9 protein-coding genes are annotated in these 12,162 nt (G+C 57.0%); 4 read left to right on the top strand and 5 right to left on the bottom strand.

From position 1 onward, the window contains the following. The first annotated feature begins 8 nt into the window (after positions 1 to 8). On the top strand, positions 9 to 1,925 hold the full coding sequence (locus G7064_RS18265; protein ID WP_166074706.1) for a monovalent cation:proton antiporter-2 (CPA2) family protein: 1,917 nt from the start codon (positions 9 to 11) through the stop codon (positions 1,923 to 1,925). A 105-nt stretch (positions 1,926 to 2,030) separates the two neighbouring features. On the opposite strand, the gene G7064_RS18260 is transcribed toward G7064_RS18265, so the two are convergent. Beyond that, on the bottom strand, positions 2,031 to 2,906 hold the full coding sequence (locus tag G7064_RS18260) for a DUF2911 domain-containing protein (protein ID WP_166074705.1): 876 nt from the start codon (positions 2,904 to 2,906) through the stop codon (positions 2,031 to 2,033). Positions 2,907 to 3,131: 225 nt separating this feature from the next. Between G7064_RS18260 and G7064_RS18255 the strand changes: the two genes are divergently transcribed. Next, positions 3,132 to 4,451: an aspartate kinase gene (locus tag G7064_RS18255; protein ID WP_166074704.1), complete on the top strand. Its 1,320-nt coding sequence runs from the start codon at positions 3,132 to 3,134 to the stop codon at positions 4,449 to 4,451. 226 nt (positions 4,452 to 4,677) lie between these two features. Next, complete coding sequence (gene lysA, locus G7064_RS18250) at positions 4,678 to 5,820, top strand: diaminopimelate decarboxylase (protein ID WP_166074703.1); 1,143 nt, start codon at positions 4,678 to 4,680, stop codon at positions 5,818 to 5,820. Positions 5,821 to 5,955: 135 nt separating this feature from the next. Here lysA and G7064_RS18245 read toward each other — a convergent pair whose 3' ends face one another. Then, entirely contained in the window at positions 5,956 to 7,581 is a 1,626-nt protein-coding gene (locus tag G7064_RS18245; RefSeq protein WP_166074702.1) for an ArnT family glycosyltransferase, read from the bottom strand. A 153-nt stretch (positions 7,582 to 7,734) separates the two neighbouring features. Between G7064_RS18245 and G7064_RS18240 the strand changes: the two genes are divergently transcribed. Continuing rightward, on the top strand, positions 7,735 to 9,228 hold the full coding sequence (locus G7064_RS18240; protein WP_166074701.1) for an SDR family oxidoreductase: 1,494 nt from the start codon (positions 7,735 to 7,737) through the stop codon (positions 9,226 to 9,228). Between the two features lie 72 nt (positions 9,229 to 9,300). On the opposite strand, the gene G7064_RS18235 is transcribed toward G7064_RS18240, so the two are convergent. From G7064_RS18235 to G7064_RS23125, 3 genes are read right to left on the bottom strand one after another with little or no spacing between them, the layout of a single operon-like run. Continuing rightward, positions 9,301 to 9,525, bottom strand: a complete 225-nt coding sequence (locus tag G7064_RS18235; protein WP_166074700.1) for a DUF2905 domain-containing protein — start codon at positions 9,523 to 9,525, stop codon at positions 9,301 to 9,303. 49 nt (positions 9,526 to 9,574) lie between these two features. Then, positions 9,575 to 11,233: a DNA topoisomerase gene (locus G7064_RS18230; protein ID WP_317172861.1), complete on the bottom strand. Its 1,659-nt coding sequence runs from the start codon at positions 11,231 to 11,233 to the stop codon at positions 9,575 to 9,577. Further along, a complete protein-coding gene (locus G7064_RS23125) occupies positions 11,230 to 12,114 on the bottom strand; it encodes a DNA topoisomerase (protein WP_317172786.1) in 885 nt (294 codons plus the stop codon). Before G7064_RS23125 ends, G7064_RS18230 begins: the two co-directional genes overlap by 4 nt. Positions 12,115 to 12,162: the final 48 nt, after the last annotated feature.

The raw sequence follows: 12,162 nt of genomic DNA, 5'->3' as shown, positions 1-12,162 counted from the left end.
ACAGCTTTATGAGTCAGTCTGTATTGCTGCAAGCGTTGGTGTATCTGGCGGCTGCGGTGCTGTTTGTACCGTTGGCGAAGCGCTTCGGGTTGGGTTCGGTGCTGGGGTATCTGCTGGCTGGGATGGTCATTGGGCCGGCTGTGCTGGGACTGGTTGGCGAGGAGGGCCAGGACGTGATGCACGTGGCGGAGTTTGGCGTCGTGATTATGCTGTTTCTGGTGGGTCTGGAGTTGGAGCCGGCTTTGCTCTGGAAGCTCCGCACGCCTATTCTCGGGCTCGGTGGTCTGCAAGTGGTGGTGACGTCGCTGGCTTTGGCCGGACTAGCTATGGTGGCGGGCATAGCGTGGAAACCTGCTCTGGCGCTGGGCCTTATTCTGGCTATGTCGTCGACGGCTATTGTGTTGCAGACTTACAAAGAGCAAAACCAGTTAGGTACGCCGGCCGGACAAGGCACGTTCTCTGTGCTGCTGTTCCAGGATATTGCCGTCATCCCGATTCTGGCCATTTTGCCTCTGCTGGCTATGCAGCCCGCCGCGGCTGGCGAGGCGGCTGCCGCTGACCATAACTTGTTGGCCTCGGCCCCAGGCTGGTTGCGTGCTTTGGCATTGGTGCTGGCAGTAGTTGGTGTAGTAGTGCTGGGCAAGTACGGTATGCGGCCGATATTCCGCTTGGTGGCTCGTAGCGGCTTGCGCGAAGTATTTATTGCTACAGCGTTGCTGCTGGTGGGCGGCGTGGCTCTGCTGATGGAGCTAGTGGGTTTGAGTCCGGCGCTGGGGGCCTTTGTGGCGGGTGTGGTGCTAGCGACCAGCGAGTACAAGCACGAAATTGAGAGCGACATCGACCCCTTCAAAGGCTTGTTGCTGGGCCTGTTTTTTATGTCGGTGGGCGCGGCCATTGACTTTGGGCTAATCCGTGAAAATCCGTTGCTGATAGCAGGGGCCGTGCTGGCGATTATGCTGGTCAAGACGGCGGTACTGCTGGTCTTGGGGCAACGCTTCACTGGCAACCGGGCCCAGAACGTAACCCTGGCGTTGGGGCTAAGTCAGATTGGGGAGTTTGCTTTCGTGCTGCTTTCCTTTACCAATCAAAATGGCATTCTGGATCAGCGCATTACCAGCATTGCTACGGCCGTGGTGGCTATCAGCATGGCCCTTACACCCCTGGTTTTCTTGCTTAACGAACGGGTCATTCAGCCCCGGCTGGGGCCACCGGCCGCGCCGGAGCGGGAGGCGGATGCCATTGAGGAGAAGAACCCCGTCATCATTGCCGGCTTTGGGCGGTACGGCAACATTGTGGGGCGTTTTTTACGCGCCAATGACATTGGCACCACCGTGCTGGATTTTGACGCAGACCGCGTAGAAACGCTGCGCCAACTGGGCCTGCGCGTGTACTACGGCGATGCGTCCCGCTACGATTTGCTGCACGCGGCCGGCGCTAGTCAAGCCAAAGTCATCATTATTGCCCTCGATTCGTCGGAGCGGGCGCTGGAGCTGGTGGAACTGGTGCGGCGCCACTTTCCCCACCTGCGCATCCTGGTTCGGGCCCACGACCGCCCCGACGCCTACGGATTTATTGAAGCTGGCCTGACCGACGTGTACCGCGAAACGGTAGACAGTTCCTTGCGACTGGGTGTAGACGCCTTACGCCTGCTGGGCGTGCGCGCCTACCATGCCCAACGAGCTGCCCGCACTTTCCTGCGCCACGATGAGCTGGCCATGCGCGAGTTGGCCGCCGTGCACAAAGACCGGAAAACCTACTTCAGCACCGCCCGCCAGCGTATTCAGGAACTGGAACAGCTGCTCCACTTCGACGCCGCCAACGAGAACCTGCGGGAAGTAGATGAAGGCTGGGATAACGAATCCTTGCGCCAGGAAGCACCGCCCGCGCCATCGGCTCCCACTGCGCCTCAAACGCCTGTAGTCTAGCGGTGAACCGCAGTTCGCAATGCCTGACAATACAAAAAGCCCCCAGAAGATTTCTGGGGGGCTTTTTGTTCATTAGGAATTCGTCGCAGTGATGTTCAGGTCACCTTATTTCTTGGCCCCAATATCGGCTAGGAGCTGCTGGTTTAGACGAATGTATTCCTCTTTGATTGACGGCGTTTTCTCTGTTTTTACTAGTTCCAATGATTGCTTGGCGGCTGCGGTGGCTTCGTCGGGGCGCTTGGCTTTGTGCAGCACTCGAGCCTTCCAATAGTAGGCGTAATAGCTGGGTTGCTGTTTGATGGATGCATCCAGCCAAGTGAGGGCTTTGTTAAGGTCTTTATTATTGTTGTAGTAATACTGCGCGGCCGTGATGTAAGGCTTTTTCTCCCCCTGCATAGCCTGCGCGATTTGGGCTTCTACTTGCGCATCGGAGTCGGCGGTGAGGGGCACGCTTACCTGGGTTTTATCCCAGCGCAAGGTGAGGTCGGCGGCCGATGGCTTTAGGTTTTCCAGCGTCAGGCTCATGGTTTCGGCCGGGTCGCGCAGGGCAGTAGGAACGGCTTTTACGCGCACCACGTCCATCTCGGGCTTGTAAGTGTAGGCGCCCCACTGCGCCGTATCACGGTTCAAGATTAGGGTCCATTCCTTGGCGCCCGGAATACTGAACAACGCATAAGTGCCCGCTGGCACGGTTTGGCCGCCAAATTTCACTTCTTCTCCGAAGCGAATTTTGGTGTTGGTATTAGCGCCCGTGCGCCACACCTGGCCATAAGGCTCCAGTTTGCCAAAAATCTCCCGGCCTTTTTTGGAGGGACGCGAATAGCTTAGTTCTACGAAGGAAACTGAGAAATCATGATGAATACGCACGGCCGGGCTGGCCACCGGAATACGGAGCGCCTGCTGGGCCTGAACAGAAGTGTTGGACCCAAGCACACAGGCTACACTGAGGAAAGGAATAGTAAGGAGAACACGCGGTTTCATGAGCAGAGCGTTTAGGGTTGGGATTAGGTTAAATATAGTAACCATTGAATTGAAAGAGTTGCGTAAGCTCAGTCAGTTGACCAACCAAAAGCTGGGCTCCTGCATCGTGTAAGGTTTGGCTGTGTCTATTGCCTTCAGATCTGTAAAAAAGCCCCCCAGGCAACCTATCATTTCACATCTTGATGCTTGGGCCGTACCTTGGGGCTCCTACGCTCAATATTTTTCATGAGAATTCTCAAGTTTGGCGGTACGTCCGTCGGGTCGGCGGCGCGGATGCATTCTGTGGCCGACCTAATTCAAAGTTCTGAGCCGCGTATCGTGGTACTGTCGGCTATGTCGGGTACTACCAATTCGTTGGTTGCTATTGCAAAGCTGCTGTTTGAAGGGGAAATCCAGGCCGCTACGTCTCAGACCGAGATTCTGCGCCAGCATTACTTGATGGTAGCGCGTGAACTGCTACCCGAGCCAGCCGTGGCCGACGAAGCTATCGGTCATATAAGTTCGTGCTTCAAAACGATCTTCAACCTGATGCGTCAGCCCCTCTCGACCTCGGGCGAGCGGGTGATTCTGGCGCAGGGTGAGCTGCTGAGCACGTTGCTGTTTCACCGCTACCTGACGGCGGTACGCGGCCAGGATGCCGTATTGCTCCCCGCCCTGGAGTTTATGCGCCTCGATGCCAACGACGAGCCCGACGACGCCTATATTCGGGAGCATCTGGCCCACCAATTAGCCCCCCACGCCGGTCAAAAGCTGTTTATCACGCAAGGCTACATTTGTCGCAATGCCAAAGGCGACATTGACAACCTTAAGCGCGGCGGCTCTGACTACTCCGCTTCGCTTATCGGAGCAGCGGCCGACGCCGACGAAATTCAGATTTGGACGGACATCGACGGCTTGCACAACAATGACCCGCGTGTAGTGGAAGGTACCTACCCTATTCGCGAGCTATCGTTTGATGAGGCGGCCGAGCTAGCTTATTTCGGCGCTAAAATTCTGCATCCCAGCTCTGTGCTGCCGGCGCGCCAGTACAATATTCCGGTGCGGCTGCTCAACACGATGCAGCCCGAAGCACCCGGCACACTTATTTCCAGCACAACCGGGTCAGAAGCCATTAAAGCGGTGGCCGCGAAAGATGGCTTGGTGGCTATCAAAATCAAGTCGAGCCGTATGCTGCTGGCGCACGGTTTTCTGCGCAGCGTGTTCGAGGTATTTGAGCGCTATCGCACGCCCATCGATATGATTACGACCTCAGAAGTGGCCGTATCGCTGACCATCGACGACGCTACTCACTTAGCCGAAATCTTGGCCGAACTGCGTGATTTTGGCAGCGTGGAGATTGATGAAAACCAAACCATCATCTGCCTCGTGGGCAACCTTATTCAGGAAAACCACGGCTCAGCGCGGCTGGTGTTCAATGCGTTAGGCGATATTCCGCTCCGGATGATTTCCTATGGCGGCTCCCCGAATAATATCAGCTTACTGGTGCATACTGCGGATAAAACGCGGACACTGAAGGCGCTGAACGCGGGGTTGTTTCAGCGGTAATCAGGATGTCACCTATTTATGTACTAGAGAGTTAGAGAGCTAGTTCCCCTCCTCAGCTGAGGAGGGGTTAGGGGTGGATGGCAATCGTTCAACAGTTACTAACTCTAGTTTTTACTTCTAGTCTTGTTCTGACGTCTTCAACCACCCTTAGCCCCTCCTCAGCTGAGGAAGGGAACTAGCTCTCTAGCTCTAATTAGGGCTGACTTTTCGGTTTACTGTTTTCACAATGTCTTTTTCTCTTTCCGGCGAGCTTCTCTCCCGCCCTACGCCTTTCTATCATTACGACTTAAGCTTGCTGACGCGCACGCTAGAAGCAGTGCAACAGGCGGCGCGTCCGCGGGAATTTCATGTGCATTATGCGCTGAAAGCCAATGCCAATGAGCCCATTCTGCGGCTCATACAGGCGCACGGCCTCGGGGCCGACTGCGTGAGCGCCAACGAAGTACAGCGCGCCCTCGACACCGGATTTGCCCCCCAAGACATTGTATTTGCGGGTGTAGGCAAAACGGACGCGGAAATCAAGCGGGCGCTGGCGGCGGATATCTGGTGCTTCAATGCGGAATCGGCGCAGGAGCTGGAGGTGCTGAATGAGCTGGCTGGGGGGCAAAATCGGCGAGCGCGGGTGGCCTTGCGCGTGAATCCGAACGTGGACGCGCAAACCCACCACTACATTACGACCGGACTGGAAGCCAATAAATTTGGTATCGGACTCGCCGATTTGCCAGCCGTGGTGGAGCATCTAGCAACGATGTCCAATCTGGAACTGGTAGGGCTGCACGCGCATATAGGCTCACAAATCACTGATTTGGCTGTATTTGCCGAGCTCAGTCAAAAGCTAAACGAGTTGCAAACCTGGCTCGAAGAGCAAGGTCACCACTTGCCTCATCTCAACGTGGGCGGCGGCTTGGGCATCGACTACAACGACCCCGATACGAACCCTATTCCCGATTTTGAGGCGTACTTCCGCACCTTTGAACAGCACCTGATTCGGCGGCCGGGCCAGCAGGTGCATGTGGAGTTGGGCCGCGCCATTGTAGCCCAAAGTGGCACGCTGGTAAGTCGGGTTTTGTACGTTAAAAAGAGTCAGCAAACGCAGTTCGCGATTCTCGATGCGGGCCTCACCGAGCTTATTCGGCCAGCTTTATACGGGAGTCATCATCATATTCAAAACCTCAGCAGCCAGGGCGAAATTCAGCCGTATGACGTAGTGGGCCCAATCTGTGAGTCATCGGATACCTTTGGTCGTGCCGTGCCTCTGCCCGAAACGAAGCGCGGCGACTTGGTGGCGCTGCGTTCGGCGGGCGCCTACGGCGAGGTCATGAGCTCAGCCTACAACCTGCGGGAGAAGGCTGAGGCGATATACGTTTAAATGGAAGCAGCCTATAAGTGAAGAAAGCCTCTCAGAAATTCTCTGGGGGGCTTTTTTTGGTTGGTAGCAGAGAGGAGCCAGCCGTTCCGAAGCTTGACCATCTCATTAAACGCTAGGCCGAGCAGCAGCTTTTCTCTAATACCAAACGGTCCATTTTCCCAGCTTTTCGTGCTGCTTGAAATACGGCCGCAGCCACTGCCGCTCGGGGCTCAGTTCGCCTTTCACAAGAAGCACCGGACGTTGCCGGAGCATCCAAGTAAGAGATGGGAGTTGGGTAGAATCGGCGAGGTAAATCAGGTTTTGCTGCCACCGTTTATCAGTTTCAAACTGCGTTTCGCGGTTGAGGTTGTGGTTGCCGTCATTCAACGAAACAGGTAGTTTGCCCAGCTCAAATGCCAGCGATGGTAATAGCTCATTGTACACCAGTAGCGGCCGTTCTGTAAGCTTGCGTTGGCGCAGCAAATCCGCCAACGGACGCGTGCCGTTGGCGGCCAGTTCATTCTGGTGCAGAATGGGTTTTGCGGCCAGCAGCAGCGTGAGCGTGAATATTGCAGTTGCGGCCAGCAAACGGGGCGCAACGCGCACCTGCTCCCAAAGTGTGAGCGTAATTACCAGCACCACCACGCCAGCCGCTGGTACAGCAGCCATAAACGGCCGCAAGGTGAAGGGCGAATTAAAGGCCGCGGCCAGCACGGGTGCCAAACATAGCACGCCAAGTAGAACACCAAAAAAAGCCACAATGCCCACGTACCAGCGAAACAGTTGCGCCTCAGTGCAGCGCCCCAAGTAATAAACCGTCAGCAGGGCCATGCCGGGGAAGATTGGCAGCACATACAGGAGCAGCTTAGAGCTAGACAGCGAGAAAAACACCAACGGAATCAGTACCCAGAAAATGAGCACGTTGCGCCAAATTTGCGGCACTTCAGCCCAACGAATACGTACCACTTGCGCTAGTAACGCCACCGACCATGGCAAGCTGGTAGCGGGTGCCAGCACCAGGTAAAACCACCACGGCTTCGCCCGATTAAACGTGTTAGCATTGGCAAAGCGCTCAACGGTATGCTCAAATAAGAAGTAGCGAATGAAAGCGGGATTCTCGGCCACCAAGTACAAATACCAGCTGAGCCCCACCAGCACGAACAGCCCAAACCCTAGCAGGTGATGCACGGTGAAAGGGCGACGGGCCTGTTTCCGCTCGGAATTCTGCTTGAAGTAATGACTGATAATAGCCATCAGCGGCAGGATGAAACCTACCGGGCCTTTGGTCAGAAAAGCCAGGCCCAAACCTAGCCAGAACAGGTACAGCCATCGAATTTGCCCCCCAGCATAGTAGCGCAGTATGCCGTAGGTAGCCGCCGACTCCAATGTGGCCAGATAGGCATCGGTCGTCACGTTGAGGGCAGAAATAAGTACTACAGGCAACGAACCATACACAATGGCTGCCGCCAGGGCGCGGGCCCGGTCGCCTTTAAATAACAGCTCGCCCAGCTTATACATAAGCAGCACTTGCAGCAGCACAGCTAGCACCGGCAAAATGCGCACCCCGGCCGCGTGGGGGCCAAAAATAGTCAGGCTGGCGGCGGTGAGCCAATACGTAAAAGGAGGTTTATGGAAGTGCTGAATGCCCAACAGGCGCGGGTGGAGCCAGTCGCCGGTGACCAGCATCTCACGGCCAATTTCGGCGTAGCGCGCCTCACTGCTTTCCAGTGGCCCCCAACTCCCAATCCCCACCAAAAAAGCCCCCCGAGTACGAACAGCCAAAGCCAAAGCCAGAAACGAGAGGTAAGGGGAGCAGCCATAGAAATTGGATGTGGAAAGCGGCTGCAATGTTAGCCAAAATGTGGGGTAAGACCGGCTTTACAACTAACGAGTAACTCAGCGGTTCTCCTTTTGTCTCACCTTATGCTCCTGCCCATGAAAATTCTGCTCACTGGCGCCAATGGCTACATTGGCCAGCGCCTGCTGCCGCTGCTGGTGGAGGCTGGCCATAGCGTAGTGTGTCTGGTGCGCGACGCGCGGCGGTTTACGCCACCCGAGCGCCTGCGGACGCAAATCACGGTGGCGCAGGGCGATTTGCTCCAGCCAACGTCTTTGCAGGAATTGCCGCTTGATATTGATGTGGCGTATTACCTGGTGCATTCCATGAGCGGCGGCGACCAGGATTTTGTGTTAGCGGAACGTCAATCGGCGGAGCATTTTACCCAGTATATCAATCGTACGTCGGCGCGGCAGGTTATTTACCTCAGCGGTATTGCCAATGACCGGGGACTTTCGGCGCACCTTCGCTCGCGTCGGGCGGTGGAAAAGGTGCTTCAGAAAGCTGAAAAGGCGGCGCTTACGGTGCTTCGAGCTAGTATTATTATTGGGTCGGGATCGGCGTCGTTCGAGATAATCCGAGATTTGGTGGAGAAGCTGCCGGTGATGATAACGCCGCGCTGGCTCAACTCCCGCTGCCAGCCTATCGGGGTGCGCGACGTGATGTTTTACCTGACCGCCGTACTTGACAATCCCGCTTGCCTGGGGCAAAGCTTTGATATTGGTGGACCTGATGTATTGACTTACAAGCAGATGCTGCTGGGCCTGGCCGAAGTGCGCGGCTACCGCCGCTACATCATGACGGTGCCAGTTCTCACGCCGCGCTTGTCGTCGCTGTGGCTATTTCTGGTGACCAGCACCACCTTTTCGCTGGCGCAAAGCCTAGTAGACAGCTTGCGCAATGACACGATTGTGGCTACCAAGCGCAGCATTTCGCAAGTAATAAAGCACGAGTGCATGGGCTACGCCGAAGCGTTGAAGCTGGCTTTTACTCGCATTGAGCAGAACGAAGTTATCAGCAGTTGGACCGATGCGCTGAGCAGTGGCGTGATGGAGCGCAACTACATGGACTTCGTGCAGATCCCGCAGAACGGCATGCTCTTCGACCGACAGGAAATGGCCTTTACCCGCGACCCCGACGAGGTGCTGCAAAATGTGTGGAGCATCGGCGGTGAAAGAGGCTGGTACAAAGTAGATTGGCTCTGGCGTGTGCGCGGTCTGCTGGATAAGTTTGCGGGCGGCGTGGGGCTACGCCGGGGCCGCCGCTCCCCCACCGACCTGCGCGCCGGCGACCAGCTAGACTTCTGGCGCGTACTCGTCGCCGACCGCCCCGGCCGCCGTTTGTTGCTCTACGCGGAGATGAAGTTGCCCGGCGAAGCTTGGCTCCAGTTTCGAATCGTGCCTGATGAAGCCACCGGTGGCCACCGACTAGAACAGCTTGCCGCATTCCGGCCACGTGGCCTCGCCGGGCGGCTCTATTGGTATTCGCTGGTGCCCTTTCACTTCATCATCTTCAAGGGCATGGTCGAGAATATTGTGCAGTACGGTGCCGCACCGGGTATGCCCATAGTTGCTGAGCCAGCGCGCGGTTGAGTCTTGGGCTTCTCCGAATTACAGGCCGTCATGTCTGAGCGTTGCCTCTGTACGACGGCCTTTTTGGTTCATTCAACTGCCCAACCGCCGCACGAGCCACATAATTAGGCTCAACAGTACGCTAATTAGCAGCATCGATACGAAGGGCATATAAAGCCGGAAGCCGGGGCGCTCCACGCGCACGTCGCCGGGCAAGCGGCCAAACCAGTTGAACCAACTGCCGCCGCCAAGCCACAAAAAGCCCCCCAGTAGCGCCAATCCAAGGCCGAGAAGTACGAGCAGTTTACCGATGGGCATGAGCAGGAATACTTGATTGCGACGCTAGAGGTTGCTAGTGTTGAGTTGCTTACTTCTTCTCAAACACAAACTCCACCTTATCACCGGCTAATTGTAGGGCGGCTTCAAACTTCTGGCCGGTACGCTGAGAGGTGAAGCCACGAATAACGCCTGTTTTGCCCCGCCGCAGGAGCTGCGCTATTTGTGCCTCCGTGAGCATACGTCCACACAGCTCCAGCGGCACCCGAAACTGGCAGTCTTCGCGGAAGCGGGAGCAGCCGTAGGCCGCCTTGCCGCGCAACATCGTACCTAAGCGGCACACCGGACACGGAATTTGCTGCGGGGCTTCGGTGGTAGCGGGCTTGCTTTCGGCGGCGCGCACCAGTTCTAGCGTATGCTGGGGCGTCAGGCGCACGGCCGCATCGAACTTCTGGCCCACGTCGTCGATAAAGCTTTTGATGACGGGTGTGCGGCCTTTCGCGAGCAAAGCTGATACTTGCTTATCCGTCAGGTTTTTACCTTCGAATTGACCGGGCAGGCGCATGGCGCATCCTTCCCGCCAGCGCGAGCAACCGAAAGCCGTTTTGCCGCGCACTACATGGCCTTGCCCACAAGCCGGGCACGCGCCTAAGCTTCCCGGCACAGCTGGCGAGGCGGTTGTGGGGGGCGTTTTGCCGGCTGGTGCAGTAACTTTTTGCCCCCCAGTGGCTGTATTTCCCGGCGCACTAACGCTGATACCACGCCCCGAGCCATCAGCTTTCACCTCCAGCACCATCTCGCGCACCAGTGTTTTCAGTTCACCCAAAAATTGGTCAGAGTCAAGGTTGCCGGCTTCAATCTGACGCAGCTTCTGTTCCCACTGGCCCGTCAGCTCCGCCGATTTCAGGGTAGGGTTGCGTATGAGACCAATTAGCTCGACACCGGTAGGCGTGGGCAGAATCTTCTTTTTGTCGCGCCGGATGTAGCCGCGTTTGAATAAGGTTTCGATGATGGCGGCGCGGGTGCTGGGGCGTCCGATGCCGTTTTCTTTCATGGCCTGCCGCAATTCTTCGTCGTCGACGTTGCGGCCGGCGGTTTCCATGCCGCGCAGTAGCATTGCCTCGGAGTATTCGCGGGGCGGCTGGGTTACTTTCTGGTCGAGACGGGGTTTGTGGGGGCCATTTTCGCCTTGGGTAAACGACGGCAGCACGGTGCTCACCACATCGTCGTCGCCTTCACCAGCAGCCTTGGGCGCCGATGGAGCTTGCTGCTTTTCCGGGTCGCCATATACCACGCGCCAGCCGGGATTGAGGATCTGGCGGCCCCGCACGCGGAACGGATGCGCAGCAGCCTCGCCCGTCACGGTTGTGTTGCTGACTTCGCAATCGGGATAAAAGGCAGCCAGAAAGCGGCGCACGATGATATCGTACACGCTGCTTTCGGAGCCGCCCAGGCCGCCGGCACTCGCGCCCGTCGGGATGATGGCGTGGTGGTCGGTGACTTTGTTGTTGTTAAAAACCTTGGTCGACTTCCGGATTTTTCCTTGCAGCAAGGGCGCAGTCAGGCCAGAATAGCCCCCCAGTCCGCGCATGATGCCGGCTATTTTGGGGTATTGGTCGTCGGGCAGAAACGTGGTATCAACGCGCGGATAGCTGACTACTTTCTTCTCGTAGAGACTCTGCACGGTTTTGAGCGTATCCTCAGCCGAGAGCCCCAACTGGTTATTGCACTGCACCTGCAACGATGTCAGGTCGAAGAGGGAAGGCGGCGTTTCGAGAGCCTTCTTGATTTCAACGTTGGTGACGGTGAAAATTGCCCCCGCACCGCCGCCAAGGCCGCATCGGCCTCTTCCTGACTCACGAAGTAGCCGCGCGCTTTCAGGCGAGCTTTCTCATCCGGCTCATCGTCGTCGCCTTTGCCTTTTTTGAGCGGCGCGACGTGGCTAAACATGGTGCCCCGATACTCCGTGCGTAACACCCAGTACGGCTCGGGCTTGAAGTTCTGAATTTCGTGGTAACGGTCGACGAGCAGCGCCAGTGTGGGCGTTTGCACTCGCCCGATGCTGAGCACTTGCTTCTGGCCGGCGGCGTATTTGAGCGTAAATAGGCGTGTGGCATTCAGGCCCAAGAGCCAGTCGCCCACGGCGCGACTCTTGCCGGCCTGGTACAAACGGTCGAACTCGGAGCCTTCGCGCAGATTAGCAAAGCCCTGACGGATTGCCTCTTCCGTCAGCGACGAAATCCAGAGGCGCTTGAAGGGCTTGCGGTATTTGGCTTCAGTGAGTACCCAACGCTGAATCACTTCCCCCTCCTGCCCCGCGTCGCCGCAGTTGATGACTTCCTCGGCGCTGGCGAGCAGGTTTTTAATAACGTTGAACTGCCGCACCACGCCGTCGTCGCGGCGCATGAGCTTGATGCCGAAGGAGTCGGGCATCATGGGCAAATCGTGGATGCTCCAGCGCTTCCACTCGGGGCGGTAATCCTCGGGCTCGCGCAGCTGGCAAAAGTGCCCAAACGTCCAGGTGACCTGGTAGCCGTTGCCCTCATAATAGCCATCCATGCGCCGGTTGGCGCCGAGTACGTTGGCTATTTCGCGGGCTACGCTGGGCTTTTCGGCAATGCAGACTTTCAAATCGGTATTTCTTGCTGACAATACAAAGTTCGCTGAATGGGCTCAGCT

This window comes from Hymenobacter sp. HDW8 (genome assembly GCF_011305775.1).
GTDB classification, from domain to species: domain Bacteria; phylum Bacteroidota; class Bacteroidia; order Cytophagales; family Hymenobacteraceae; genus Hymenobacter; species Hymenobacter radiodurans.
The sequence above is the reverse complement of the archived record's forward strand: the minus strand, read 5'-3'. Positions and strand labels throughout refer to the sequence as shown.